The sequence below is a fragment of the Rheinheimera aquimaris genome (assembly GCF_020531985.1).
GTDB classification, from domain to species: Bacteria; Pseudomonadota; Gammaproteobacteria; order Enterobacterales; family Alteromonadaceae; genus Alishewanella; species Alishewanella aquimaris.
Genome location: NZ_JAJAVQ010000006.1, coordinates 100155 through 127024, shown reverse-complemented (window position 1 = coordinate 127024; position 26870 = coordinate 100155). Strand labels below are relative to the sequence as shown.

23 protein-coding genes are annotated in these 26870 nt (G+C 50.1%); 10 read left to right on the top strand and 13 right to left on the bottom strand.

The genetic code is table 11. From position 1 onward, the window contains the following. Nucleotides 1-23: 23 nt before the first annotated feature. From LHL18_RS17640 to prmB, 9 genes are all read right to left on the bottom strand, one after another. Nucleotides 24-1238, bottom strand: a complete 1215-nt coding sequence (locus LHL18_RS17640; RefSeq protein ID WP_226768066.1) for a serine hydrolase domain-containing protein — start codon at nt 1236-1238, stop codon at nt 24-26. A 110-nt stretch (nt 1239-1348) separates the two neighbouring features. Next, nucleotides 1349-2179: a hypothetical protein gene (locus tag LHL18_RS17635; RefSeq protein WP_226768065.1), complete on the bottom strand. Its 831-nt coding sequence runs from the start codon at nt 2177-2179 to the stop codon at nt 1349-1351. 98 nt (nt 2180-2277) lie between these two features. Continuing rightward, the gene (locus LHL18_RS17630) at nt 2278-2745 is read right to left on the bottom strand and encodes a GNAT family N-acetyltransferase (RefSeq protein WP_134055512.1); all 468 of its coding nucleotides are present in this window, start codon (nt 2743-2745) and stop codon (nt 2278-2280) included. 81 nt (nt 2746-2826) lie between these two features. Continuing rightward, the gene (locus LHL18_RS17625; protein ID WP_226768064.1) at nt 2827-3441 is read right to left on the bottom strand and encodes an FKBP-type peptidyl-prolyl cis-trans isomerase; all 615 of its coding nucleotides are present in this window, start codon (nt 3439-3441) and stop codon (nt 2827-2829) included. An 87-nt stretch (nt 3442-3528) separates the two neighbouring features. Further along, a complete protein-coding gene (locus tag LHL18_RS17620; protein ID WP_226768063.1) occupies nt 3529-3816 on the bottom strand; it encodes a YfcL family protein in 288 nt (95 codons plus the stop codon). A gap of 1 nt (nt 3817) precedes the next feature. Beyond that, on the bottom strand, nt 3818-4948 hold the full coding sequence (locus LHL18_RS17615) for an ATP-NAD kinase family protein (RefSeq protein WP_226768062.1): 1131 nt from the start codon (nt 4946-4948) through the stop codon (nt 3818-3820). A gap of 34 nt (nt 4949-4982) precedes the next feature. Continuing rightward, nucleotides 4983-6143: an MFS transporter gene (locus tag LHL18_RS17610; RefSeq protein ID WP_226768061.1), complete on the bottom strand. Its 1161-nt coding sequence runs from the start codon at nt 6141-6143 to the stop codon at nt 4983-4985. A gap of 18 nt (nt 6144-6161) precedes the next feature. Next, a complete protein-coding gene (aroC, locus tag LHL18_RS17605; RefSeq protein ID WP_226768060.1) occupies nt 6162-7265 on the bottom strand; it encodes a chorismate synthase in 1104 nt (367 codons plus the stop codon). A gap of 34 nt (nt 7266-7299) precedes the next feature. Continuing rightward, complete coding sequence (gene prmB / locus LHL18_RS17600) at nt 7300-8250, bottom strand: 50S ribosomal protein L3 N(5)-glutamine methyltransferase (RefSeq protein WP_226768059.1); 951 nt, start codon at nt 8248-8250, stop codon at nt 7300-7302. Nucleotides 8251-8303: 53 nt separating this feature from the next. Here prmB and smrB point away from each other — a divergent pair, with 53 nt between their 5' ends. Then, nucleotides 8304-8846: an endonuclease SmrB gene (gene smrB, locus LHL18_RS17595; protein ID WP_226768058.1), complete on the top strand. Its 543-nt coding sequence runs from the start codon at nt 8304-8306 to the stop codon at nt 8844-8846. A 16-nt stretch (nt 8847-8862) separates the two neighbouring features. Here smrB and sixA read toward each other — a convergent pair whose 3' ends face one another. Further along, entirely contained in the window at nt 8863-9351 is a 489-nt protein-coding gene (gene sixA / locus LHL18_RS17590; protein WP_226768057.1) for a phosphohistidine phosphatase SixA, read from the bottom strand. Between the two features lie 206 nt (nt 9352-9557). Between sixA and LHL18_RS17585 the strand changes: the two genes are divergently transcribed. Further along, the gene (locus LHL18_RS17585) at nt 9558-12353 is read left to right on the top strand and encodes an insulinase family protein (protein ID WP_226768056.1); all 2796 of its coding nucleotides are present in this window, start codon (nt 9558-9560) and stop codon (nt 12351-12353) included. A gap of 34 nt (nt 12354-12387) precedes the next feature. After that, on the top strand, nt 12388-14631 hold the full coding sequence (locus tag LHL18_RS17580) for a putative bifunctional diguanylate cyclase/phosphodiesterase (RefSeq protein ID WP_226768055.1): 2244 nt from the start codon (nt 12388-12390) through the stop codon (nt 14629-14631). Between the two features lie 47 nt (nt 14632-14678). Here LHL18_RS17580 and maoP read toward each other — a convergent pair whose 3' ends face one another. Continuing rightward, nucleotides 14679-15026 (bottom strand): DUF413 domain-containing protein, encoded by a 348-nt coding sequence (maoP, locus tag LHL18_RS17575; RefSeq protein ID WP_134055534.1) that lies wholly within the window; start codon nt 15024-15026, stop codon nt 14679-14681. A gap of 129 nt (nt 15027-15155) precedes the next feature. Between maoP and hdfR the strand changes: the two genes are divergently transcribed. Continuing rightward, complete coding sequence (gene hdfR, locus LHL18_RS17570; RefSeq protein WP_226768054.1) at nt 15156-16010, top strand: HTH-type transcriptional regulator HdfR; 855 nt, start codon at nt 15156-15158, stop codon at nt 16008-16010. Nucleotides 16011-16320: 310 nt separating this feature from the next. Here the strand turns inward: hdfR and fadJ are convergent, their stop codons facing one another. Together fadJ and fadI are read right to left on the bottom strand one after the other, a co-directional pair. Further along, nucleotides 16321-18453, bottom strand: a complete 2133-nt coding sequence (gene fadJ / locus LHL18_RS17565) for a fatty acid oxidation complex subunit alpha FadJ (protein WP_226768053.1) — start codon at nt 18451-18453, stop codon at nt 16321-16323. Next, on the bottom strand, nt 18453-19763 hold the full coding sequence (gene fadI / locus LHL18_RS17560) for an acetyl-CoA C-acyltransferase FadI (RefSeq protein WP_226768052.1): 1311 nt from the start codon (nt 19761-19763) through the stop codon (nt 18453-18455). The genes fadJ and fadI overlap by 1 nt, the downstream gene beginning before the upstream one ends. Before the next feature lie 200 nt (nt 19764-19963). Here fadI and LHL18_RS17555 point away from each other — a divergent pair, with 200 nt between their 5' ends. From LHL18_RS17555 to LHL18_RS17530, 6 genes are read left to right on the top strand one after another with little or no spacing between them, the layout of a single operon-like run. Further along, nucleotides 19964-20917, top strand: a complete 954-nt coding sequence (locus tag LHL18_RS17555; RefSeq protein WP_134055544.1) for an AAA family ATPase — start codon at nt 19964-19966, stop codon at nt 20915-20917. 1 nt (nt 20918) lies between these two features. Beyond that, entirely contained in the window at nt 20919-21860 is a 942-nt protein-coding gene (locus LHL18_RS17550) for a DUF58 domain-containing protein (RefSeq protein ID WP_226768051.1), read from the top strand. Next, complete coding sequence (locus tag LHL18_RS17545; RefSeq protein WP_226768050.1) at nt 21853-22338, top strand: DUF4381 domain-containing protein; 486 nt, start codon at nt 21853-21855, stop codon at nt 22336-22338. Before LHL18_RS17550 ends, LHL18_RS17545 begins: the two co-directional genes overlap by 8 nt. Continuing rightward, complete coding sequence (locus LHL18_RS17540; RefSeq protein ID WP_226768049.1) at nt 22331-23323, top strand: vWA domain-containing protein; 993 nt, start codon at nt 22331-22333, stop codon at nt 23321-23323. The genes LHL18_RS17545 and LHL18_RS17540 overlap by 8 nt, the downstream gene beginning before the upstream one ends. Further along, entirely contained in the window at nt 23313-25127 is a 1815-nt protein-coding gene (locus tag LHL18_RS17535) for a vWA domain-containing protein (protein WP_226768048.1), read from the top strand. The genes LHL18_RS17540 and LHL18_RS17535 overlap by 11 nt, the downstream gene beginning before the upstream one ends. Next, complete coding sequence (locus LHL18_RS17530) at nt 25121-26788, top strand: BatD family protein (RefSeq protein ID WP_226768047.1); 1668 nt, start codon at nt 25121-25123, stop codon at nt 26786-26788. Before LHL18_RS17535 ends, LHL18_RS17530 begins: the two co-directional genes overlap by 7 nt. Nucleotides 26789-26870: the final 82 nt, after the last annotated feature.

Genomic DNA, 26870 nt, shown 5'->3' with positions numbered 1-26870 from the left:
GCAAAAATATTTTGTGAGTGCAGCTATTTATGACTGCTATCAGGGAAATACGCTGACAAGGCGCGTAAAAACCTATGTTCATCCAAAGGAGCACGGTTTAAAGGTTTAGCCTGCGCACTTAACATCACCACTACCAACTGTTTATCCGGGTCAACAAATACATACTGACCAAAAATACCCTCGGCCGCGTAACTTCGGCCATGCAGTGGCCACAACATGTAACCATACTCAACCTTTTTACCGTTAATCCTCTGCGCACTGCTGGCGGCATCAAGCCAGCCCTGTGGCAAAACCCGCTGCTGGTTAACAATACCGTCATGCAGTAGAAACAAGCCAAACCGGCCATAGTCCCGCATTGTTGCTGACAAACCGCTACCACCGATTTCCAGCCCGCCGGGCGATTCCAGCCACCAGCTGGCATCAGCCTGCATACCAAGTTTCGCCCAGATTTTCTCTGACAAATACTCCGCTACCGGCTTTCCTGTTGCCGCCTGCACCAGGGCGCCCGCCACCTGAGTCTCGCCGGTACTGTAATTCCACACACTGCCCGGTTCTGCTGCGCGCGGTAAAGAGGCCATCAGATCCAGGATAGCGCCGCTCTTCTGGCTTATTTGCGCCTCAAGCATGCGCCTGCGGTCTGATGTCGGGTCGGTGTAAGTTTCATTCCACGCCACCCCAGAACGCATCTGCAATAACTGACGCACCGTGACACCGTCATAAGCAGTTCCTTTAAAGCGCGGTAAGTAAGTTACAATAGGGTCATCAATATGCTTTATCGCGCCATCCTGTATCGCCGCACCAATTAGTGTCGCCGTCACTGATTTTGCTACCGACATCGACATCCAGCGGGTATCTTTGTCATTGCCCAGCAGGTATTTCTCAAACACAATCTCGCCATGATGCAAAACCAGCATGCCGCTGACACGGTTCATTGACAGCACGTCGTACAAATCATACTGCTTGCCATCAACCTCGTAAGAAAACTGCTGCAATGGGGTTTTACTCAGAGGCAGTTCAAGCACTGTACTGCCGCGCTTAACCGTGCGGCTTGGAAATAAGCGATCGATATTACGGAACGTATTTACCTGAATATCGGGGTACAATTTGCCATCATATACTTCGCGCACAGTACCAATGGTCTCATTTGCATGACGGTAAGCAGTTTCAGCGGCACTGGCCGAACAGGCAAACAGCAGACAGATAAGTAGAAAAGCGTTTTTTGTCTGTAAAGCGAACATGGAAATAATATCCTTTGGTTAACGCTGAGTGGTGTGGCAGCAAATAGCCACCGCGTCTGATACTCCATCAGCGCTGTAAGTATTCTTACAAGTAAAAGTACAGCAAACATTCAAAGAGCCGGCACTTTGCCCTTGCCTTCACGTTTTTCAACAGCGACTTTTCGTAATCTTTCTACTTCTGCTCCGGCGGCCAATTCAGCCTGCACCCAAGATGGAATATCAATCATTGTGGTTGTCACACTGTTTGCTGGCTTGGTATCTGTAGCGGTAAGCTTGAATTCCAGCATATTGGCACACTCATCAAGATTTTTGACCCGGCTTACCCTGAACAAATCCAGCCGGTACTGACCTGATCTTTTCAGAAAAACCATATCCAGGATGCTTTTATTTTTACTGCTGTCAGGCAACGCTACCCCTGTACCATCCTGGCTGGCGGACAGACAGTTTTTATTGCCGCTACCAAACTTCCAATTCAATGTGTTGCTGTTTGCGGCAGTCGGCTCGCCATATTTATCAATAACCGCTTGCTTAAACTGGCCACCCGTAACTGGATCAATGCCATTTAGCATCAGACGTTGCAAACCAACCAGCCGTCCCCCCTCTGGAGGCGGCGAAAAATACAGCGTAATAGAGTCACTGTACTGCTTACCATCTTTATAGCGAGCTTCATTCGCGCCAATAATCCGGTATACAAAATCATCGGTTTTGAAATTGTGATTTACGCCATCGCTATAACTGTACGACATACGGGTTTCGTATATTGACTGCTCTTCAATGCCGAAGTCCCGCAGTTTTTGCTTTGCATCTTCAACAGTCATACCAAGTGTAATGCCGACAACATCATATTTACTGCCGCTATCTGCCGCTATAGCGGTGGTTGTTGTCAGAATGACAAAACCACAGATAGCAAAAACCGCAGAGAATCTTTTTATCAACAGCATAGCCCGCCTCCTTCAGCATGTTTTGTCCGTGTTTAACTATAGAAGGAGTTTTAAATTAGGGGAAAATTGCTGCGAGTGTGGCCGCCACTTGCAGTCATTTAGGCCTGGCGCTTTTCCATTAAAAAATTGGTTAGCACTACACCCCGCACTTCTTTTTGCTGTTGGCGCACTACAACAAAGCCATAATGCTGAAAAAATGGCTTTGCCGTTATACTGACGTCGGCGTAAAAGCGTTTCAGACCATAGCGACGACCGGTTTTTATGATGTGCTGCATCAGCGCTTTACCTACACCTTTACCCTGATAAGCGTGATGACAAAAGAAGAAGTCGATATAGCCATCATGTTGTACATCGGCAAACCCTACAATAGTGTCATTATCCAGCGCAACAAAGGGCTCACTTTGCATAATACGCAGTGCCCAGGTGTTTGCATCGAAGCGATCCGGCGCCCAGGCATTACGCTGCTCAAGCGTATAGTCGCGCTGATTTACGTTATGTACAGTGTGATAAAACAGTTCGCGTAAAAGCGGCTCTTCACCAATCTGATAAGGGCGGATGTGATACATACTTACCTGCTGATTATATTTTGCTACACCTGAAAACAACAAAGCCCTGCTTAGCAGGGCTTTTTAGCATACTGAGCGCTATTACAGAATAGCTAACAGTTCTACATCGAAAATCAGTGCGCTAAAAGGCGCGATAGCATTACCTGCACCACGCTCGCCGTAAGCCAGGTTGTGCGGAATGTATAAACGCAGTTTGCTGCCAGGTGCCATCAGCTGCAGCGCTTCCGTCCAGCCAGCGATAACGCCTGATACCGGGAATTCTGCCGGCTCGCCACGCTGATAAGAGCTGTCAAACACTGTGCCGTCAATCAAAGTTCCGTGATAGTGCGTACGTACAGTTGAATTGCGCGTTGGCTTTTCGCCTTCTGCCGCTACCAGGACTTCGTATTGTAAGCCTGAGTCAGTTACGGTGATTTCAGGACGCTTGGCGTTTTCAGCCAGGAAAGCTTCACCGGCCTCGGCCAGTAGTTCTGCTTTTTCTGCCTGCTCAGCCTGCATACGTTCGCTGATCACAGTAAAGGCAGAACGAATTTGCTCGTCACTTACCTCTGGAGTCTGTTCAGTGAAGGCCGCAATCACACCGGCGGCTACCGCGTCGATATCCAGACCTTCAAACGGGTTGTCGGCCAGCTGCTGGCCCATCTGTAAACCGATACCATAGCTGGCGTGCTGTTCAAGCGTTGTATATTTTGACATGAGTTCCACTTATGCTGGAAAAGCCTGATGGCTTTTGGTTAAAAGTGCGCTTATGGTAGCGCATAAGCGCGCGAATGTCTTGTCAGCTCAGGCTGCCAGCTGCTGAACACGCAGCCAGATCGCGTTGACGTGATGCTGATCCTGCTCATTCAACTCACCTGCTGTTATGGCCTGCTGTAAAGTACCACTGACCTGGCTTATTACATCAGATGCCGCGAAAGGCGTGCCTTCTACCTGCAGCGTGCCTACCGCCAGGTCGAAGTGACCACGCAGATAACCTGATGCAAACAGCTCATCGTCAGTCGCAACCGGCACCAATGCATCAAACAGTTCGGTTACCGCATCAATAAATTGCTCGGGTACTGCTGTTGTCATGTTATTCCTCGTCTTCATAGCCCAAGCGGTACATCACATAATCGTTGTAGCCGGTCAGAACATTAATTAATCCGGTGAGCTGCTTGTCCAAAGTCGCATCACCGCTATCGGCAAGTAACGGCCTGCCATCAAGCTGCTGCAGTTTAGTTTTGCTGGCAATAAGTAAAATGTTATCACGACCAATGGCGCGGATAACCGCGGGAGACAACTGCTGATTACCGCGGCCAAACACATGGCCCTGACCACCAATCAACGTAATGATAAGCTTACTCGGCCTGCCCTGCACCAGCTCTAACAGCTGAGCAGCCGTGACATCTTTGGCAATCAGTTGACCGTTTTCGACAACATCGACGCCCAGCAGAGTATTATCAACGCCAAGCTCAGCCATCACCGCCGCCACAGTAGAGCCGGAGCCCATTACATAGCGCACATCATCTTCAAGCTGGCTGGCGACATAAGCGGCTAGATCGGCCAGTACCAGCTCTTCAGACTCGCGCCCGCCCATTTTTACGCTTTGCACATAACGCAGCAGCGCAGGGATACGCATCTCGCCAAAGCGGCGAGCTTTTACCACGCCGGTCCTGAACGCCTGCTCATCAATGTCCATTACCGGTGCTTCACTAAGTGATACCAGCTCACCGGCGACCAGTTTAGCCACCAGCTTACCGGCCGCCTGCGGTGATATAGCATACACGCCAGAGTGAATCTTCACGCCTGCCGGAATACCCAGCACAGTAGTATTATCAGCCACAGCGGCGCAGATATTACGTGCAGTACCATCGCCACCGGCAAACAGCAGAATATCCACCCCCTGCTGTGCTAATAGCCTGGCTGCATTTTCGGTATCACTTGCACTGGAGGGCCATGAAGGTGGTGTATAAATGACCTGGCTTTGCAAACCAAGCTCTTTACAGACGCTGTGGCCCATATCGCCGGCCACGGTTAGTATTTCAAATTTGTCTTTTTGCGCCAGCAGCTCTGTCAACGCTGTTTTTACCCGCTGCATTGCCTGCGGCTTTGCGCCAAGCGCCAGTGCTTTTTGCGCCTGACCATCTGAACCTTTTAAACCAACGCTGCCGCCAAGCCCCGCTAACGGGTTAATAATAAGCCCCAGCCGGAACAGATTAGCCATACTGCATATACCTTTGCTGCTGTGAAAACGGCCGCTATTGTAATGTCTTGCCGGCCCCTTTTCCACCGGGCAGCGTCAGCGCCAGAAAAGTAGCCGCTAAAGCCAATAACGCCGCAGCAGTAAATGTCAGGCTGGCACCAGCGCCGTTCTGCCATAACAGGCCAGAGAAATAGGCACCGATGGCTCCACCGCCGCCGAAAATAACACCGGCGTACATCGCCTGGCCACGGCTACGCAGTTTCTTTGGAAAAAACTGCTGAATAAACTGCATCGCACAACTATGAGCGATAGCAAAGCTGCCAGCATGTAATAACATGCTAAAACACAGCAGCCAGACGTTATCGGCCAGCGTTGCCAGCATGTACCAGCGCAGCACCGTTACGCCATAGCAAATACTGAGCAGCAGCCGGTAACTGCGGTTACGCATTAAACTGCCGGCAAAATAAAACGCGACGATTTCAGCCAAAATGGCCAGGCCAATAAACAGACCGGTTTGGGTACCGCTATAGCCCAAATCCCGGCTGTACAGCGTGAAAAACCCATAAAAAGGGGCAAAACTCATCTGTAATAACAACGCCGCCAGCATAAACCGCACTAATACGGTGTTTTTAATAAGTTTCGTAAAACTGACATGCTCGCTGCTAAGCTCTGCATTGACAGTGACTGTGGGTAATAAGAATAAACTGCATAACAGCAGCAATAGAAACAACAACGCCGATAACGGTAAAAACTCGCTACCATAGCGCTCAAACAACCAGCCACCCAACATAACTAAAACGATATAACCAACACTGCCAGACGTACGAATACGGCCGTAGGCCTGGGTATCATCATTTAAAAAAGCAAAGGCTGATACTTCTAACTGCGGCAAAATAGCCGTCCAGAAAAAACTGAATAACGCAAACCCACATAATAGCGGCCAGAAGCCATAATCGGCAAAGCTGCTTAACCACCCCATACTGGCGAGTATTGCGCCGCAGCGCATCACCAGCAGCGGCTTGCCGGTGCGCTCGGCAACCAATGCCCACACCGAAGGGCCAACAATGCGGCTGGCGGTAACAATGGCCAGTAATAAACCTATGTCAGCTGAGCTCAGCCCGCGGCCATCTAAGAACAGGCCAAAATAAGGCACGAAGATGCCCAGCACACCAAAATAGGTAAAGTAAGCCAGCACTAAGGCTGGCCTGGCAGACATTTGCATCATCACGCTGGATTAATCGCGGTTAACGCGGGCGATATCAGGGGTTGTCACCTGCACATGCAGATTTTGCGCACGGTGACGCAGATAATGATCCATCAGTACTATCGCCAGCATCGCCTCAGCAATCGGCACGGCACGAATGCCAACGCAAGGGTCGTGCCGGCCTTTGGTAACAATATCCACTACCTCGCCAGAGGTATTGATACTTTTGCCCGGGATGCTAATGCTGGACGTTGGCTTTAACGCCATGCTCACCAGTAAATCCTGGCCGGATGAAATACCACCCAGCACACCACCGGTATGATTGGCACTGAAACCCTGCGGTGTCAGCTCATCACGGTGGGTTGAGCCACGCTGCTCAACCACCGCAAAACCGTCACCAATTTCGACGGCCTTCACGGCATTGATGCTCATCATTGCATGGGCAATATCCGCATCCAGTCGGTCAAATACCGGTTCACCCCAGCCGACCGGCATGTTGCTGGCCACTACGTTAACCCGGGCACCGACTGAATCGCCGTCTTTTTTCAGCTGGCGCATATAGTCATCCAGTGCATCCAGCTTTGACGGGTCGGGGCAAAAAAACGGGTTATTTTCGACTTCGTCCCAACTTACCAGCTCAGCTTTTACCGGCCCAAGCTGTGCCAGATAACCACGGATCTCTATACCACAATTCTCGCGCAGGTATTTTTTGGCAATAGCACCGGCAGCAACGCGTACCGCTGTTTCGCGCGCTGAAGAGCGGCCACCACCCCGGTAGTCACGGATGCCGTACTTATGCCAGTAGGTGTAATCGGCGTGACCGGGCCGGAACAAATCTTTGATATTAGAATAATCCTGCGAGCGCTGATCGGTATTTTCTATCAGTAAACCTATGCTAGCTCCGGTCGTGGTGTCTTCAAATACACCGGACAGAATTTTTACCGCATCATCTTCACGCCGCGCCGTCGTGTAGCGTGATGTACCAGGCTTTCGCCGGTCTAAGTCAAGCTGCAGATCTTCCGCTGTCAGCGTCATTCCCGGCGGGCAACCATCAACAATCCCCCCAATGGCCGGGCCATGGCTTTCACCGAAAGTTGTGACTTTAAACAATTGCCCGATGCTGTTACCGGCCATAACGACTCCTAACGCTAATAGGTTTTAATACTGATTAATCCTGAAACAAATGCTGACAACGCTCCAGCTCAGCTTTGCTGATAGCAAACACGCCAATGCCACCATGCTCAAACTGCAGCCAGTCAAAGGCAACATCCGGATAATCCTGCTGCAGTTGCACCATGCTGTTACCTACTTCACATACCAGCACGCCGCCATCGGTAAGATGCTCAGCTGCACCGCGTAAAATGTGTCGTGTCAGCGCCAGCCCATCCTCACCGGACGCCAGACCAAGCTCCGGCTCGTGCCGATACTCGTCCGGTAAATCAGCCATATCGTCGGCATCAACATACGGCGGATTGGTTACGATTAAGTCATACCTAGCACCGCCAAGCGCACTGTAACCATCTGATAATATGGGAAATACACGCTGTTCAAGGCCATGCTGTTCAATGTTATACTGCGCCACATCAAGGGCATCTTCACTGATATCCACCGCATCAACCTGCGCATCTTCAAAGGCATAAGCGCAGGCAATGGCAATACAACCGGAGCCGGTGCATAAATCCAGTATCTGTTGCACCGGTTTGCCGTTTAACTGACGGATAAATTTACAGTTAATCAGCTCGGCAATAGGTGAGCGCGGTACCAGCACCCGCTCGTCAACATAAAACGGTAAACCGGCAAAGTATGCCTGTTGCGTGATATATGCAGTGGGGATCCGCTGCTCAATACGTTGGCGCAGTAAACTTAAAAAATGCTGGCGTTCACCTCGGGTTAGCCTGACATGCAATAGCTTATCGTCCGTCAGCGGAGGCAAATGCAGTACAAAGCTCAATAATCCGGCGGCTTCATCCCAGGGGTTGTCTGTCCCATGCCCCAGATAGACATCAGATTGATTTAATTTACTGACTGCAAAGCGCAGCCAGTCATGCACGGTATGAAGTTCAGCAACAGCGTCGCTTAATAATTCAGGGGTAAACAGCAGTTCGCCAGTGTCGGACATGATGAATTTAAGCTCTTTTTGTATTAACCGGTAAGTTTGAGTAGACTTGCGCCATGCAAAAGAAAGTCAGTGTAACATCTACCGGTATCAGTACCGAAGACAGTCAGCTGTTTCGCGAGTCGATAACGGGGGCAAGGCCTATTGCGCAGGACAAGATACCGCCAAGCGCCACACCTCGCAAGCAAAAAAGACGTGCAGACGTCTTAAGCAAGACACTTGATGAAAATTTGTTCTGGTTTTCTGACGAATTCGAAGGTTATATCGCAGATAGCGCCAGCCTCAGCTGGTTAAGGCAGGGCGACGACCCTCACTTACCGGGCCGGTTACGCCGCGGTGAGTTTCAGCCACAGGTTGTGCTGGATTTACACGGTATGACCACGCGCGAAGCAAAAACAGAACTGGCCGGTTTGTTAGCCTATTGCGCGAAGCAACACATTAACTGTGCCTGTGTGGTGCACGGTAAAGGCCTTGGTATCCTGGCCAGAAAAGTACCGAATTGGCTAATTCAGCACCCCAGCGTGCGCGCCTTTCATACCGCCCCCAAAAGCTGGGGTAAACATGGCGCTTTGTTACTGTTACTGCAGGTTGATGATTAAACGGCCAGCTACAGTTTCAAAAACTGAGCAGAGCCAGATCTGCCGGCGATAATCGTTCCAACAACTTTCCGCCCTGCTCAGGGCTGTAGTCAATACATGCCAGCTGCGCAGTACTGAATATAGGCGCCTGCCCGGGCAACGTAAAGGCCTCAACCAGAAAACTAACCAGTGGCATATGCGAGACAAGTAGCACACGGGCATCCGGTTTTTCACTGATACAGGCATCAAAATAACTTTTAAATAATGCTGCATCAGCGTCTGGTACCAACTCTGGCAATAGATCTAACTGGCTAAACGGAGCCTGCTTAGCTAACATTAATTCGGCAGTCTGGCGGGTTCGCTTGTAAGGGCTGGCCCAAACCCAGTCAAATGCAGCATAATGTTGCTGTAACCACAGTGCCATCTGGTTAACTTCATGCCGCCCACGGTCGGTAAGCTGCCGCTGGCTATCTTCGGATGATAGTGGTTCAGCCTCACCGTGGCGCATAATAACGAGATTTACCATTTTTGTGACACCATACTGCTCTGGGTTTCCTGTTAACTGAACCGGGGCAGATAACAATACGCCGGGTAAAAATTGTGCGCTATGATAATGAAAGTTACCACTAAGAGTAACTGCTATTAACGCATAACACCCAAGTTGCTTATTACTTATTGCTATGACAATGTGTATTCAGACTTATATTGTCGCAACCTGAAAAGGCGCTACTGTTGGAAAATAGCCAAATATTGCAAAGCCCTAACGACTACCGACAATACCAGTACCTGACACTGGAAAATGGTTTAGCCGTGCTGCTGGTGCATCAGGCCGACAGCGAAAAAAGTGCTGCGGCCCTGACAGTGAATGTCGGACACTTTGATGACCCCGCCGAGCGCGAAGGGTTAGCCCACTTTCTGGAACATATGCTATTTCTTGGCTCGGCTAACTACCCCGATGCCGGCGAATATCAGCATTTTATTAACCACCACGGTGGCAGCCATAATGCCTGGACCGGCACTGAACACAGTAGCTTTTTCTTTGATATTGATACGCGTTTTTTTGCTGAAGCACTGGCACGCTTTGCCGATATGTTCAGCCAACCTTTATTTAACAGTGAATACGTAGAGAAAGAGCGTCATGCCATTGAAGCTGAGTTTTCGCTGAAATTAAAAGACGATGGACGACGTATATATCAGGCCCATAAAGAGAGCATTAACCCTGCACACCCTTTTGCCAAGTTTTCTGTCGGCAACCTGAGTACTTTGGCCGACACAGAACAAGGTAGCTTGCAGCATGCACTGCAAGAGTTTTTTACCACCCAGTACAGCGCCAGCCGGATGACGCTGACGCTGGTATCCTCTTTGTCTCTGGCACAGCAGCAACAGTATGTTGAACAGTATTTCTGCACCCTGCCCTCACATTTGCCGAAAAAGCCACCGCTCGATGTGCCGCTGTATCTGCAGCAGCATCAGGCGATACAATTGAACATTCAGCCGCATCGCGACACACAGAAACTGGTAGTCAGCTTTGCGTTGCCGGATATACAGCCGTGGTACCGGTATAAAGTAATCAGTTTTATCGCCCATATTCTCGGTGATGAAGGGCCGGGGTCATTACTAAGTTTGTTAAAACAGCAGGATTTAGTTAACCAGCTCAGTGCCGGTGGCGGCATTGATGGCAGTAATTATAAAGACTTTACCATTTCGTTTGAGTTAACCGAAAAAGGGCTGATAGAGCGGGATCGTATTTTACAGGCGCTTTTTAGTATGCTGGCAATGCTAAAAGCCAAGCCACTGCCACAGCCACTATTTGCAGAGCGGCAAAAATTACTGCACTGGGCATATCTTTATCAGGAACCCGCTACCGCGCTGCAAACAGCAACTCATCTGTCAGTCAGCATGCAACATTACCCTGTGCACGACATTATTTTTGGCGACTACCGGATGGAGCAGCCAGACGAAGCGTTGTATCAACAGGTGCTTGGCTACTTTAACAGTGAAAATATGCGTCTGATGCTGATTGCACCTTGCGTACCGGTACAACAGCAGGCGCGTTGGTACCATACGCCTTACAGCATTGACAAGCTGCAACCTGACTTATTGGCACAGCTCAGCAACGCCAAACCTGATCCTCAGCTACGTTTACCTGCTACCAATCCCTATCTTGACGGTGACATCACACTACTGGCGCCAGACAAACATATGGACAACCCGGTGTGTATTTATGATGAAAATGCATTATGTGTCTGGTATAAAGCCGATACCGAATTCGCCAGCCCCAAAGGCCACCTGTTTGTCCAGCTTAGTTTGCCTCAGAGTCTGGGGAATTGCCGGCAACTGGCCGCGACACGGCTTTGGGTTGAACTTTTTCTGGACAACATTAACCAGCAGTTTTATGCCGCGACGACTATTGGCCTGGTGTACAACCTGCATGTGCAGCGCCAGGGCATCAGTATTCATACCAGCGGTCTGAGTGCTAACCAACTCAGGTTGTTACAGGATTTACTGCAGCAGATGCTGCAGCAGGATTTCAGTGCGCACCGCTTTAATGAACTTAAACGTCAACTCAGCCGGCACTGGCGCAACAGCAGCAAAAACAAGCCAGTAGCGCGCTTGTTTAGCCAGCTTTCGGCTTTATTGCAGCCACAAAACCCTGAAATAGATATACTGGCTGACGCACTGGAAGAGCTGGATTTCCAAAGCTTCATACAATTTCATCAGCAATTACTGCAGCAGGTACATATTGAAAGTCTGATGCTCGGTAATTGGACATCCGCTCAGGCCCAGCACCTAACTACGATCCTGAAACAGTGGCAAACTAAGTTGCCTGATACAGGAAACAGATTACCGAATCCCCAATTTAACATACAGGGGCTGGGGCCCGTGTGGCTGCAATTGGACGTAGAGCACAGCGATCATGCGTTGGTAATATACCTGCCTGCACAACACGCCACGCCCGAGCAAATGGCGCTGTTTATGCTTGCTAACCATGTTATGTCGCCGGAGTACTTTCACCAGCTTCGCACTGAGCAGCAGCTTGGTTATCTGGTAGGAACCGGCTATGTGCCTATTAACATGTTACCCGGCATAGCTTTTTATGTGCAATCACCAACAACCAGCTGTGATACCTTGTATGAAGCCACCGTGATGTTTTTCCGCGCTTTTTTGTCTGACACTGAAACATTATCTGCCGAGGAATTCGCCGAAATTAAGCACGGAATATTAGCGCAGCTCAACGAACGTGATAACAGCCTGGGCGCCAGGGCAAAACGTTATTGGCTGGCATTAGGCCAACAGGATTACAGCTTTGCGCTAAATGAACGTATTGTGCAAAGCATGCAACAACTCACGCTGGAGCAGTTTACCGGGTTTTTACAGCAACTACTGTTACCCGATTATGACGCGATCTTTCTGGCTACAGATAGCAAGCCAGAACATAGCCACTTGCGCTTCAGTGACCCACAAAGCCTGAAGCAGCAGCTGAAACAAACACAAATTGATTTTGACACTACAGATAAAGTTATATAACGTGGAAACTCTTATTATACGGTAGCTGCTATAAGTGTCACTAAAGCAAAAAATTATTATAATAATCAGCGCTATTTTATTCAGCAGCTTACCTTTTAGCTTATATGCAACGGGTTGGGATTACCTGCAACCTTATACGCTAAGCCTGGTGCTATTGGGCTCTTTCGGTGCCCTGGTTCTGGCGCATCTTAGCATTGTGAAAATGCGGCGTTATCAAACCAAACTCGAACAAAGTGAAGAACGGCTGCGCCTGTCCTTGTGGGGTAGCGGCGACGAGTTATGGGACTGGAAAATCGGTAGCAGCGAATTATACCGTTCAAGTTCCTGGTTACATCCGGTCGAACTGACACCTGAATCACAGGATTTCCCACCAAATAAAGCCCAAATTCACCCGCAGGATCTGGAGCGGGTCAGCCAGTTATTACAAGACCATCTGGACGGTAAAACCGCACATTTTGAAGCGACGTACCGCTTAAAGGGCGCTGACAACAACTGGATCTGGGTATTAGACCGCGGTAAGACGGTTGCTTTTTCTGCTAACGGCAAACCAGCCAGGATGACAGGCACCCTGAAAAATATTAATCAGTTGAAACAGACTGAAGAGCAATTGCAGCTATTTGCGCGCTGCCTGAAAACAATATCCGACGCTGTCGTTATCTGTGACACCAATTTTACCATTCTCGAAGTAAACCCCTCTTTTAGTAAAATCACCGGCAAAAGCCGCGAACAAATACTGCAACAGCGCTTTGAGCTTTCCCTGTATCCCAGCGCCTTTATGCACGACGTGCATAAACAATTGGCTAAAACCGGTACCTGGAGTGGCGAAATTCAGGAGCAGCATCAGAACGGCAACATCTATCAGGCGGAACTGACCTTTGATCAGATAAAAGACGACCAGGGTAATGTTACTCAGTATGTTGCTGTGTTTTCAGATATTACCGAACGTAAACAACGTGAAGCCGAGCTGCACCGACTTGCCAACAGCGACACCCTAACCGGCTTACCCAACCGGGCCCAGTTTATGCAAAAGCTGGCAGAGCTCGTCAGCAGCAAAACTGAGCACGCTTTGCTGGTGTTTGATTTAGACAACTTTAAGAAAATCAACGACTCACTTGGTCACGAACTGGGCGACAGCCTGCTGTGTAAACTGGCTGATCGTTTAAGCAGCTACAGTAAATATCATCGTAAACTATACCGTCTTGGTGGCGATGAATTCGCTATTATGTTGGATCAAACCAATGATCTGCATCATATCACCTCATTGGCAAAAGAACTGCTGGCATTGATCAATCAGCCGCTGTTGGTCAACCAGCATGAACTGGTGATAACCAGCAGTGTTGGTATAGTGCTGTTCCCCGATGACGGCATGGACCCGCAGGCATTGCTGCGAAATGCGGACACGGCGATGTACCACGCTAAAAGCCAAGGTGCAAACCGGTATCTGTTCTTTAATGATTCAATGAATAAATTAGCGGTCAAAAGACTGCAGCTGGAAAACCTGATACGGCATGGTTTAAAAGAAGATTACTTTGCCGTGTACTACCAGCCGAAAATGGACATTGTTAGCGGCCAGCTGGTCGGTATGGAAGCGCTGGTGCGCTTTATTACCCCTAAAGGCGGTATCGTAAGCCCTGCCAGCTTCATTCCGGTAGCAGAAGAAACCGGTCAGATAATTGAAATTGGTGAAGTCGTATTGCGTAAGGCGTGTCTGGCCGTTAAAGGCTGGATAGATCAAGGGCTGTTTCAGGGCCGGGTTGCAGTAAATTTATCGTCTCGTCAGTTTAGTCTGCCGTATTTATGTGAATTAATTGACGACACTTTGCAGCAAGCTGAGCTACCATCTTATCATCTTGAGCTTGAGATCACCGAAGGCACTGTTATGCAATCCCCACCACAGGCGATTGAGACAATGAAAAAACTGCGTGCCCGCGGTATTCATCTGGCGATGGATGACTTTGGCACCGGTTATTCGTCATTGGCGTACTTGAAACAGTTTCCGCTTAACACGCTTAAAATCGATAAAGCCTTTATTGATGATATGAATACCGCCCGCGGCCGCAATATGGTTGATACCATTATGACGATAGCCCACAACCTGAGCCTGAGTGTGGTTGCTGAAGGTGTTGAGCAGGAAGAGCAATTGGCAATGCTACGCAAGCTTCGCTGTGATGTGATACAAGGCTACTACTACAGTAAGCCGCTTTCCGACAGCGAATTTACCCAGTTTCTGCAGGAGCAAAAAGCCCGTCGCATCAAACTCAGCGCCGTACCGGTTTAATTAGCCTGCAGCCACAAAAAAGCCCCTAAATGCAGGGGCTTTTTTTGTTAATCAGCATCTGTCTCGACGTAAGAGAAGTCGTCACTGCCATCGGCAATACGCTTCTTACCAAACACCGTATGAAACTTGCGCTTTTCTGCAAGCCGTTGCCGGTACTTCAGCCAGGTCTTTTCAAACGCTGTGGTGGCAGGCTCTTCGCCTTTACACACTGCAATAAAGCGTTTCTCTTCATCATTCACTGGTGCACGACTGCCCTGCTCCAGTTCCTGCATTGCCACCCCATGTTTCTCCAGCATATTACCTTCTGCCAGAGTAAAGCGCCCGGACCGCGTAAATCCTTTTGGGAAATTACGGTCATCGAAAAAGCGACGGTTAGCGACAAAACTTTGCTGCATCACTTTTTTCCTCTAATCTCGTTGAATATCAAGCCAGCCTGTTTAAACTGTGCGGAGTATGGTTAACAATATTCCTGTCGTAAAACAAATATTTTTTATCGACACCATAAATATTTTAAAGGGTCAAATTTGGATACCGAACTGCTTAAAACCTTTATCGAAGTTCAGCGTACCAGACATTTTGGTAAAGCCGCCGAAAATCTCTATTTAACACAGTCAGCCGTCAGTTTTCGTATCCGTCAGCTTGAGCAACAATTAGGGGTAAACCTGTTCAGCCGCTATCGCAATAATATTCAGCTTACCGCGTCCGGTGAGCGCCTGTTACCGCATGCAGAAGCTATGCTGGCAGCACTGCAACGTGCCAAGCAGGATATGGCGGTCAGTGCAGAACAAGCAGTACCGCTGTCCATTGCAGCAACTGCGAATGTCTGGGACGCATTTTTACTGCAAGGCTTTATCAGATTGCAGCAAGCCCTACCTGATCTGTCCTGGCGGGCAGAATCATTGGGCAAAGATCAGATAGCACGTCAGGTATTGGAGCGGCACCTTGATTTAGCCATCTTGTTCGACGCGCCTAAAATGGACGAAATGCAAATAGATAAGCTGGGTGATGTCAAACTGGTACCAGTTACAACCTTTGCCGACAATAATGCTGCCAGCGCCATGCGGCACAGTTACATACATATTGATTGGGGTACCGCCTTTGATACACAGCACGCCCGCTTCTTTCCGGAACTGCCAGCACCTTACATCCGTACTGGCAGCGCACGCATCGCTCTGGAACTGATGCAGCAAAGTGGTGGTTCAGCGTATTTGCCGGAGACTATGGTGCAGAATCTGATGGCTGACAACAGTTTGACGCTGATTAAAGACGCTCCGGTAATGACCAGAGAGCTGTTCGCAATATCGCTACCTAAAGCGACGCCACGCAAGCAAATTGGTGAGATTGTTACGCAGTTACGAAACGCGCTGTTGCAACGCTGAAAAACTCAGGGCCGGAACAAACCCGCACTGCTTCCCCGCGATTTTCGAAGTAACAGCCGCTTGTGGCTGCTGAATAGCGGGATCAGCAGTGGCCCGGTGCACAGCGCAGCTAAAGCCCATTTAACGGCAGTCATACCACTACGCAGTGCCGCAACATAAATACCAGCGGCTGTAAGCAGCCACACAACAGGTAACAACAACACAGGGCCCCCAAAACACAATACATCGAACAGCTAAAACAAAGGGCGCCATTATAGCGCCCTTGTTTATCTGATGTTGTTAACCTTTGGTTGTATTTTAATCAGCTGAGTTAGTCATAAAACCGCTTCTGTTGTTCAGCAATTGTCACCAGCAGCTCGGCTGGGGTGAAACGGCTGCCAAAACGCGACTCCAGATTGCGTAACTGCGCTACCAGCTCAGCTGCACCTAACTGGTCGATATAACGGAATGGGCCGCCAAGGAACGGCGGAAAACCTATACCGAATATTGCACCAATATCACCATCACGGGCAGAGGCAATAATACCTTCTTCCAGGGTACGTACAGCTTCGTTTAGCATTTGAACTACACAACGGCGGCTGATTTCATCTGCACTAAGTTTCGGTGCGACTGTTACCCCCAGTACCGGATAAACGCTTTCATCAACCAGCTTTTTGCCTTTTTTGCTGTTGTTACCGTATAGATAAAAGCCTTTGTCAGACTTTTTACCTTTGCGGCCATCGGCCAGCAACTTGTCAAACGCTGCTGGTGCTACAAAACGCTCGCCCAACTCATTCGCCAGAATAGGTGAAATCTTTGCACCAACATCTATACCAACTTCATCGAGCAGCGTTATCGGCCCTACCGGGAAGCCAAACTTAACCAGAGCTTTATCGATCTTTTCAACCGGCTCACCTTCCAGCAGGATATTGGCCGCTTCGTTCATATACAGCGCTAAAATACGGTTAACGTAGAAACCCGCACCATCTTTTACCACTATCGGTGTTTTACCTTGCTTACGGGCAAATGCCACTGTGGTGGCGATGGTTTGCTCAGACGTTGCCTGATGTGCAATAACCTCAACCAGCGGCATTTTGTCTACAGGTGAGAAATAATGCAGGCCAATCACATTTTCCGGCCGTTGTGCCTTGGCCGCGATCTGACCGATTGGCAATGAGCTGGTGTTGCTGGCAAAAACGGTATTTTCAGAACAATGCTGTTCAATGTCTGCCACCATTTGCTGCTTCAATGCTAAGTCTTCAAACACCGCCTCAACCACAATATCCACATCATGAAAACCGCTGTAATCGGTTGTACCGGTGATCAGCAACATTTGCCGTTGCATGTCAGCTTTGCTGATAAAACGGCGCTTAAACTTTTTCTGCAGTAATGAGTAGCTGTATTTAAGTGCGTTACTGATACCCTGCTCGTTGATATCTTTTATCCTGACCGGCACTCCAGCTTTAGTCGCCGTAACGTTAGCAATACCGCCGCCCATTAAGCCACCACCCAACACCGCGGATTTAAGCACTTTCGCTGGTTTAACATCACCGGCGCCGGTTTCTTTTTTCATCTGGGTTGTGGCAAAAAATAAGCTGCGCAGCGCCGCTGACTCTTTGGTCATACACAGCTCGCCAAAGGCTTTGGCCTCTGCTGCCAGGCCAGCCTGCTTACCGTTATCGACGCCGGTTTTAATCACCTCAAGGATTTTCAGCGGTGCCGGATAATTGCCCAGCGTTTTTTTCAATGTTTGCTTACGGGCCTGGCTGAACAGGATATTACGACCAAATGAGGTGCGTTCCAGCACTTTGCCCACCAGGTTGAGCTTCGGTAGCCCGCGCTGAGGTTTGCCTTTCAATGCCAGCTTCACTGCGGCATCGAGTAAAATGCTTTGCGGCACAACATCATCAACCAACCCGGCTTTTTTTGCCTGAGCAGCACGCAGCTGTTTACCGGTTAAAATCATATCCAGGGCTTTTTGCAAGCCCACTAAACGTGGCAGACGCTGAGTTCCACCACTCCCCGGCAGTAGCCCCAACTGCACTTCTGGCAGGCCCAGTACCGTTTTGCTATCTGTCGTAGCGACTCTGGCATGACATGCCATCGCCAGCTCCAAACCACCGCCAAGACAAGGGCCATGAATGGCCGCGACCAACGGAATACTTAGCTGTTCGAGCTGATCAAACATCTGTTGCCCCATCCGGCCAATCGCTTCGGCTTCGGCAGCGGTATTACAGTTATCCAGCATCGAAATATCGGCACCGGCGATAAAGGAGTCACTCTTGCCACTGATAAACACCAGCCCTTTGAGCTGGCTATTGGCTTTAATATCTGCCAGCAGCGCTGTTATTTCGTCAGCAAAAGCGGCTTTTAGTACATTCATCGACTCGCCGGCAATATCCATCGTAATAACGCCGACATTGTCATCGCGAATTTGCAGGCTGAAACTGTTAGTTGTTGTCATTATTCTGTCTCCAAAATCATCGCCGCGCCTAAGCCACCCGCCGCACAAGCTGTGGTTAAGCCCGTACCGCCGCCGCGGCGTTTTAACTCGTTCAGTGTCTGCACAATTAAACGGGTACCGGTAGCGGCAAACGGGTGTCCGTAAGCCAGTGAGCCACCCTGCACGTTAAACTTCGTCATATCAATTTCACCAATAGCCTCACGACGGCCAAGCTTCTCTTGCGCAAACTTTTTGCTGGCGAACATTTTCACGTTGGCAAGCGTCTGGGCGGCAAAGGCTTCATGCATCTCAATCAACGTCAGATCATTTAACGACATGCCAGCTCTATCCAGCGCTATTGGCGTAGCATAAGATGGCCCCATTAACATATCATCGTACACGTCGATGGCAGCAAAGGCATAACTGCGGATGTACCCCAGCGGCGTGTAACCCAGCACTTTGGCGCGGCTTTCAGTCATCATTAATACCGCAGAAGCACCATCCGTTAACGGGGTGGCATTCGCCGCGGTAACACTGCCATGCGCGCGGTCAAAAACCGGTTTAAGTTTGGCGTAAGACTCTAATTTAGAGTCCTGCCGAATATTGTTATCAATCGCCAGATAGCGGGAGTACGGCTCGATATGGGCCGTCATCACTTCATCTTGCATCACACCACTTTGCCAGGCCTGAGCCGCGAGCGTGTGAGAGCGGTGTGCCAGTGCATCCTGGTCAGCACGACTTATACCGTGCGTTTTTGCCATTTGTTCAGCGGTATCGCCCATCGACAAGCCTGTGCTGTATTCGGCCACTGCTGGTGGTACCGGCAGTAAATCTTTTAACCCGAGCCGGCGGAATATAGCCAGCTTCTGGCCAAAGGTACGGGCTTTATTTAAATCGACCAGCGCCCGCGCAAGCTTTTTGCTGACACCAATAGGCAACACTGAGCTGGAGTCAGCACCACCGGCAACGCCTATCTGAGTAATACCCGCCATCATCGACTCTGCTACGCTGACAACGGACTGAAAACTGGTAGCACAGGCACGGGTAACACTAAAGGCATCAGTATGCACATTCATGCCTGTACCCAGCACTATTTCGCGGGCAATATTCGGTGCTTCAGGCATTTGCACCACTTGACCATAAACCAGTTGCTCTACCAGCTTAACGTCAAGCTCACTGCGGATCAGCAGCTCATTAACCACCAATTTGCCCAAGTCCAGTGCAGATACACCATGAAACTCTGTCGCTTGTTTAGCAAAAGGGGTACGTAAACCAGAGACAATTGCGATGCGATCGCCCTGACGGGTAGTAAGGTTTATTGGCGAATTCATAGTGTTCCTCTGTGATTAACATACAGGTCTGACCTGTATTTATCGGTCGATTGTAACGACAGACGCCGAAAATTAAAACACTTGTTTTAATGCAAACTGAACCATATTTAGGTTATAACGTCTTAGCCTAGCCCGTTTTTGTGGCATATGACGAAAAAACAATCAATGAAATTAATTAATTAATTAAGACTGATAACATTATGGTGAACGCGTTTTCTGGTTTAAAAGCCTACCTCGACAGCCAGGTGCTGGGTCAATCTGAACTTACTGAAGGCATTCTGCTGGCACTGCTGGCAAATGGCCACCTATTAGTAGAAGGGCCGCCGGGGCTGGCAAAAACCCGTGCTGTCAATGCACTGGCACACGGTGTAGAAGGCCAGTTCCACCGCATTCAGTTTACACCAGACTTATTGCCCGCCGATTTAACCGGTACCGATATCTACCGTCCGGAAACCGGCCAGTTCGAATTTCAAAGCGGCCCGTTGTTCCACCATATTATTCTGGCCGATGAGATAAACCGGGCACCGGCAAAGGTGCAGTCAGCACTACTTGAAGCAATGGCAGAAAAGCAGGTTACTGTTGGCCGCCATACTTACCCGTTGCCAGAATTGTTTTTAGTGATGGCAACACAAAACCCGCTGGAGCAAGAAGGGACTTATCCGTTGCCGGAAGCTCAGCTCGACCGTTTCTTGCTGCACCTGAAAGTAGATTACCCTGATGCCGCAACAGAACTGGCTATTTTAAAGCTTACCCGCGGTGAAGCATTAAGCGGCGAACAGAATGCGGTATCTCCAATCAGCCAAAACGACATTTTTGCTGCCCGTAAAGCTATTTTACAGCTACATATGGCAGACAGTCTGGAACAGTATATCGTGCAGTTGATTATGGCCACCCGCAATGCCAGTGCTTACAGTGATAAACTGGCAAGCTGGATTGGCTACGGTGCCAGCCCAAGGGCAACCATAGCGGTAGAGCGTTGTGCCAGAGCTAAAGCCTGGCTGGCAGGCCGTGATTTTGTCACACCGGATGACATTCAGGCCGTATTCCATAATACGCTGCGTCATCGTTTGATCCTGACTTATGCTGCTGAAGCTGAAGGGATCAGTACCGATGACGTACTAAGCGAAATTCTGCGTCTGGTGCCGTCGGCCTGATATGAACCAGTTGTCTCCCCAGCAGTGGCGGCTGCAGAATGGCACAACTGGCACCAGCCTTGGCCTGACAGAGTTACTTTGGTATCAGCGTTACACCAAGGTGCTCGACTTAACGCCGCAAATGGCGATCCAGAGTAAACTGGCAGGCACTTATCTTGCCAAAAGCAAAGGCCGGGGCATGGAGTTTGATGAGGTGCGTCATTATCAGAACGGTGATGACGTACGCACCATCGACTGGCGTGTTACAGCCCGCACCGGTAAAGTGCATACTAAGTTGTTTCGTGAAGAAAAAGAGCGTCCGGTATTTGTATTAACTGATCTCAGCAGCAGTATGCACTTTGGTTCCAGCTTACTGTTTAAATCAGTGCAGGCAGCACATCTGGCCGCGCTTATTGCCTGGCATGTCAAACAGCGTGGTGACAAACTCGGTGGCCTGGTTTTTAGCAAGCATCAGCATATCGAGCTAAAACCACAAAGCCGCAGCCATGGCGTGTTACGCTATTTTCATGCGCTGACCGAAATACATCAGGCCGATAGCGGCAACCGCGGCCTGACACTGAATGACGCCTTAAGCCAGCTGCGCCGCTTGGTACGGCCCGGCAGCCTGGTCTATGTACTGTCAGACTTCAGTGATTTTAATCAGGACGGTTTGCGCCACATCCGAGCCATTCGCCAGCACAATGAAGTCAGTTGTTGCCCGGTGACTGATCCGCTGGATTTAATGCTACCAGCAAGCAGTCATGGCATGGCCGCGGTCAGTGATGGCCTGCAGACGGGTTATGTTGAGCTTGGCAGCAGTGCCTTGCAGCAACGCTACGCTCGCCAGCAAAATGACATGCAACAACAACTTAAGCTTCATCTTAACCAGCTTGGCTGCAAATGGCTGCCGGTCAGTGCCGCCGAGCCGGTCTTGAGTCAATTAGAGAGAAAGTGGTATGGCTGAACCCGGATCCCCGCTGGCACAACTTGCCGATATCAGTGAACCGGAGCTAGTACTTGGCTTTGCCTTGGCACCTCTTTGGTGGTTACTGATTGCGGCGCTGGCCCTTGCCCTGTTTTATCTGGCACTGCGTTTTTACCGCCGCTGGTGTTACTTCGCACCGAAGCGGCAGGCTTTGCTGTTACTGGAGCAGATACATCACAGTGGTGATGATGCAACGCAAATCAATCAATTAATAAAACGTGTACTCAGGCACTATCAACCAACACATCCTGCACTTAGTATGGACAGCAAACATTGGCAACAATGGCTGGCAATGCAATGCCAGGCTACACTACCTGACTTAACAGGGCTGCTTTACCAGCGGGATGACAATAACGAGGCCAAAGCGGCATTTTATCTGTTTGCCAAAGCCTGGCTAAGCGGATATCAGGCCAAAGCCCCCCTGCCAACGAGCAAGGCGGAGGTAACGCATGCTTGAGTTTGGTTACCCCTGGTTGGCTGTGCTGGCGGTATTGCCGCTGTTATTGCGGGTTAAGCGTCAGGCAACAACAGAAGCGGCATTAACCCTGCCCGCTTTGGCCAAACTGGCTTCTGAGCCCTCCGGCAGCAAAGGTAAACTCTTCAGTCTGAGCTCGGTGTTGGCAATGATAATATGGCTAATGCTGGTATTGGCCGCCACACAGCCCCGCTGGCTCGGTGAGCCGGTGACATTGCCTCAGCAAGGGCGCGACCTGATGTTGGCCCTGGATTTATCCGGCTCAATGGAAATTGCCGATATGCAGTATCAGGGACAAAGTGTTAACCGGCTGGATGCTGTAAAGTCAGTGGTCAGCGACTTCATTAAACGCCGCCAGGGGGACAGGATCGGTCTTATCTTATTTGCCGACGCTGCATATCAGCAGACGCCTTTGACCTTCGATTTAGTCACGGTGCAAAAGATGCTGGATGATAGCGTACTGCGCTTGGTCGGCACACGCACAGCTATCGGCGAGGCGATTGGCCTGGCAGTAAAACGACTGAACACTTATGACAGTTCAAACAAGGTATTAATCCTGCTCAGCGATGGTGCGAATACCGCAGGCAATATTCTGCCTCTGGAGGCGTTACAATTAGCTAAAGCGGCAGGCGTAAGAATTCATACCGTTGGCGTGGGTGCAGAGCAAATGGTGCAGCAGAGTGTGTTTGGTCAGCGGGTCGTCAATCCATCTCAGGATCTGGATGAGCGCTTACTCACGAAGCTGGCTGAGGATACCGGAGGCCGTTATTTCCGTGCCCGTGATTTAAATGAACTGAACCAGATTTATCAGTTAATTGACCAGCTTGAACCGATAGAGCGTGACAGCGTGACATACCGGCCGCAGCGCAGTTTATTGCACTGGCCCCTGGCTATAGCGTTGCTGTTATCCTTTGTTCTGGCCGCTCGTAACATTAACTGGCGTGGAGTATTTAAGCATGCTGGCTGATTTTCATTTTTTACGCCCGCTGTGGCTGCTGTCACTGTTACCGGTGTTGCTGTTTGCGATCCTGCTATATTTCCACCGGCGCGAGCATAGCCCCTGGCACAGTTTAATTGCCCCGCATTTACAGCAAGCCTTGCTCGGTGGTCAGCTTTTACTGAAAAAGCAGCCACTAGCCCTGCCTCTTCTGCTGTGTTGCTGGATTATCACCAGCATTGCTCTCGCAGGTCCTAGCTGGCAAAAGCTGCCGCAACCGGCTTTTGCATTAAAAAAAGCCACCGTTCTGGTGCTGGACATGTCTATGTCGATGCGAGCCACCGACATGGCTCCCGACCGCCTGACGCAGATGCGCTTTGCGGCTCTTGATTTTACTGATCAACTACGTGAAGGTGAGCTGGCACTGTTAAGCTTCGCCGGCGATGCCTTTGTGATCTCGCCGCTGACACCGGACCATAATAATATCCGCCTACTCATTCCTGATCTGAAACCAGAAATCATGCCGGTTCAGGGCTCCAACCTGGTTGCCGCCTTGCAACAGGCCGACAAATTATTGCGCCAGGCAGGATATCCGCGCGGCGATGTTGTCGTGTTTACCGATGGTTTTGATAACAACAGTTTCCGCGAACTACAGGATCTGATAAATAACTGGCCGCACCGCTTATCGGTGTTGGGTTTTGGAAGTGAAGACGGTGCGCCGGTGCAACTGGAAAATGGCGAGCTGCTAAAAACGGCTAACGGTGCTGTCGTGATACCCAAACTGCCGCAGCCTCAGCTGGCGACACTGACCAGGCAAAGTGGTGGTGTTTACACCCAGGCCAGCACCACCGGTGGCATGCTAAATGACATTATTAACCTGCCGGCCCTGTCTGCACTGGATCAGGCCGACACCACTAAGCAGATCCAGGGTGATCAATGGCAGGATAATGCGATTTATCTGGTGTGGTTGTTATTACCCCTTCTGCTGCTAAACCGAAAATACAGCAGTTTGCTGGCAGTTGGCCTGGTAATGTTATTCCCTGCCCCCTCACATGCTTTTGAATGGCGTGACTTGTGGCAAACCCGCCAGCAACAGGCGCAGCAGGATTATCAGCAAGGTGACTACAACAGCGCCCGGCAGAAATTTAAAGAGCCGCTATGGCAAGGCAACGCCGCCTACCGCAACGGCGACTTTCAGCAAGCAGAACAAGCTTATCGCAGCGCAACAGCGCAAACCCCAACAGCCGACGCCTACCATAATCTCGGTAACAGCCTGGCGCAGCAGCAGCGCTATGAAGACGCACTGGCCGCTTATCAGCAGGCAATGGAACTGGCCCCCGATTTCTCCCCTGCCGCTCAAAATGCTCAGTTAATGCAGCAATTGCTACAGCAACAACAACAGCAGCAGGAGCAGCAACAACAACAGAAAAACCAGCAAGATCAGCAGCAAAAACAAGGCGATGAGCAACAGCAATCTGACAGCAACTCGAACAGTGACAACAGTTCCGATAGCGAAAACAATGCTGACGATGCGTCTGAGCAGGAAGGGCAACAACAGCAACAAACAGAGGCAGAGCAAACGCCCGAACCTGAACCGGCTGAACAGAAAAACCAGCCTGCACCGGCATCAGAAGCTGACGAAGAAACACTGGAACAAACTCAGGCCATACGCGAAGCGTGGCCGAATGCGACAGACGAAGAGCAACAGCAGTTAGACAACCTGCTACGAAAGGTGCAGGACGACCCAGCCCTGCTGCTGCGTAATAAAATGTATCTGGAATATTTAAAACGGCAACAACAGCGTTTGCCAACAGGAGTTGATCAACAATGGTAAAGGGTGTACTGCTGGCCGTAGCGCTGCTGTTAAGCTTACCGTTACAGGCACTGACTAAATTAACCGCCAGTGTAGATAAAAACCCTGCACTGCAGGGCGAAGCAGTAACACTGGAAGTGATTGCAGACGCCCGGGTCGCGTCGGATGCCATAAGCTTTCGTGTGTTAGAGAAAGACTTCACAGTCATGGTGCCGTCTATTAGCAGCAGCACCCAGATCATTAATGGTCAGGCAAGCCAGAGCACCAGTTGGCGGGTTGTGCTACTGCCTAAGTCAAGCGGCGAATTTACCATTCCGGCCTTTACGCTACAGGGCATGAGCACTACACCGATTACATTAAAAATCCTCGAAGGCAACGTTAGCCAAAGCAGCAGTAACTCGCAAGAGCTGTTTCTTGAAGCAAAGATGGAGCAACAACAGCTGTATGTACAACAGCTTAGCTATTACACCGTGACCATTTATTTTAATGGCGAGCTGCAACGCGGCTCATTGTCAGAGCCGGTGCTCGAAGGCGCTAGTATCAGCCAGGTGGGCCAGGACAGCGAAAGCTCTGCCCTGGTTAACGGTATCCGGTACCGAACTATTACCCGCCGTTATGCTATAACGCCGCAGCGTAGCGGTAGCTTTACCATTACGCCACCGGCTTTTAATGGCGAAATGATAGACCGTGACAGCGCACGTTATAATTACTTTGCCCGTACCAAAACAGTGGTTCAGCAGGCTCAGCCGATAGATATAAAGGTTAACCCGATACCGGATAGCTTTCCCGGCGACTGGCTGGTGGCCGGTCTGGTGACATTAACCGAAGAATGGAGCCCGGATATTACCGAGCTGAAACAGGGTGAGCCGGTGACCCGCACTATCACGTTGTCGGCCGTTGATGTGGCAGAAAATCAGTTACCTGAAATCAAACAAGGTTTCCCGGACGGGCTGCGGCTCTATCAGGAGCAACCACAAGCTAAAAGCGCTGAACGCAATGGCCGCTTAGTTGCGCAAAAAGTCTTTACTACTGCTGTAATTGCGAATAAAGCCGGCGAGCTAGAGTTACCCGCAGTAAGCTTACCCTGGTGGAATAGCCAAACCGGTAAGCTTGAGCATGCTAGTCTGCCAGCACGTAAACTGACGGTCAGCGGTGTCGCTGCGGCAGTCAGTGCCGGGCCTGATGCAAAAGGCGCTGTTGCCCCCTCCCCTGTGCAACAAATAACACAACCTGCCGCGCAACCGGTATCAAAGTGGCAGTGGAACTACCTGAGCAGTGCTCTTGCCGCACTCTGGTTTATCAGCCTGTTTATCGGCTACCTACTGTGGCAATTAAAAACACCGGCGCAACCCGCAGCAACAATAACAAGTCGCGTGCGCTTTGACAGCCGGACGTTAAAGCAAGCCTGCCAGCAAAATAATGCCGTAGTCGCCAGAGCTGAGCTGTTACGTTTTGGCCACCAACAGTTGGACAGACGGTGCTTGTCTCTGACTGAATTAAAAGCCGTTGTCAACGCCAAAGACTTGAATCAGCAGCTGGATATCCTTAACGATGCGCTGTACAGCAATAATGCTAACACCTGGCAAGGAGATGCCCTCTGGCGCGCCTGGCAGCACTTTAATACAGCGAAAACGAGTACAGTCGACGAACAACAATCACTACCACCGTTATATCCCAAGTGAGCCTGCAAGCTTAGTTATCCAGCCACTGTCAGCGCAAGCTTACCGCTTTACACTGGTAAGCTTGCGCACATCTTGTTAGCAT

Excerpts from the sequence above, each read along its gene's own strand:
- LHL18_RS17530 (WP_226768047.1), top strand. The coding sequence starts at position 25,121 with ATGGTAAAGGGTGTACTGCTGGCCGTAGCGCTGCTGTTAAGCTTACCG.
- smrB (WP_226768058.1), top strand. The coding sequence starts at position 8,304 with ATGCAAAAGAAAGTCAGTGTAACATCTACCGGTATCAGTACCGAAGAC.
- fadI (WP_226768052.1), bottom strand. The coding sequence starts at position 19,763 with ATGAATTCGCCAATAAACCTTACTACCCGTCAGGGCGATCGCATCGCA.
- aroC (WP_226768060.1), bottom strand. The coding sequence starts at position 7,265 with ATGGCCGGTAACAGCATCGGGCAATTGTTTAAAGTCACAACTTTCGGT.
- LHL18_RS17545 (WP_226768050.1), top strand. The coding sequence starts at position 21,853 with ATGGCTGAACCCGGATCCCCGCTGGCACAACTTGCCGATATCAGTGAA.
- LHL18_RS17555 (WP_134055544.1), top strand. The coding sequence starts at position 19,964 with ATGGTGAACGCGTTTTCTGGTTTAAAAGCCTACCTCGACAGCCAGGTG.
- LHL18_RS17550 (WP_226768051.1), top strand. The coding sequence starts at position 20,919 with ATGAACCAGTTGTCTCCCCAGCAGTGGCGGCTGCAGAATGGCACAACT.
- LHL18_RS17640 (WP_226768066.1), bottom strand. The coding sequence starts at position 1,238 with ATGTTCGCTTTACAGACAAAAAACGCTTTTCTACTTATCTGTCTGCTG.
- LHL18_RS17620 (WP_226768063.1), bottom strand. The coding sequence starts at position 3,816 with ATGACAACAGCAGTACCCGAGCAATTTATTGATGCGGTAACCGAACTG.
- LHL18_RS17540 (WP_226768049.1), top strand. The coding sequence starts at position 22,331 with ATGCTTGAGTTTGGTTACCCCTGGTTGGCTGTGCTGGCGGTATTGCCG.
- fadJ (WP_226768053.1), bottom strand. The coding sequence starts at position 18,453 with ATGACAACAACTAACAGTTTCAGCCTGCAAATTCGCGATGACAATGTC.
- LHL18_RS17535 (WP_226768048.1), top strand. The coding sequence starts at position 23,313 with ATGCTGGCTGATTTTCATTTTTTACGCCCGCTGTGGCTGCTGTCACTG.
- maoP (WP_134055534.1), bottom strand. The coding sequence starts at position 15,026 with ATGCAGCAAAGTTTTGTCGCTAACCGTCGCTTTTTCGATGACCGTAAT.
- LHL18_RS17610 (WP_226768061.1), bottom strand. The coding sequence starts at position 6,143 with ATGTCTGCCAGGCCAGCCTTAGTGCTGGCTTACTTTACCTATTTTGGT.
- LHL18_RS17630 (WP_134055512.1), bottom strand. The coding sequence starts at position 2,745 with ATGTATCACATCCGCCCTTATCAGATTGGTGAAGAGCCGCTTTTACGC.
- sixA (WP_226768057.1), bottom strand. The coding sequence starts at position 9,351 with ATGGTAAATCTCGTTATTATGCGCCACGGTGAGGCTGAACCACTATCA.
- LHL18_RS17615 (WP_226768062.1), bottom strand. The coding sequence starts at position 4,948 with ATGGCTAATCTGTTCCGGCTGGGGCTTATTATTAACCCGTTAGCGGGG.
- LHL18_RS17635 (WP_226768065.1), bottom strand. The coding sequence starts at position 2,179 with ATGCTGTTGATAAAAAGATTCTCTGCGGTTTTTGCTATCTGTGGTTTT.
- prmB (WP_226768059.1), bottom strand. The coding sequence starts at position 8,250 with ATGTCCGACACTGGCGAACTGCTGTTTACCCCTGAATTATTAAGCGAC.
- LHL18_RS17625 (WP_226768064.1), bottom strand. The coding sequence starts at position 3,441 with ATGTCAAAATATACAACGCTTGAACAGCACGCCAGCTATGGTATCGGT.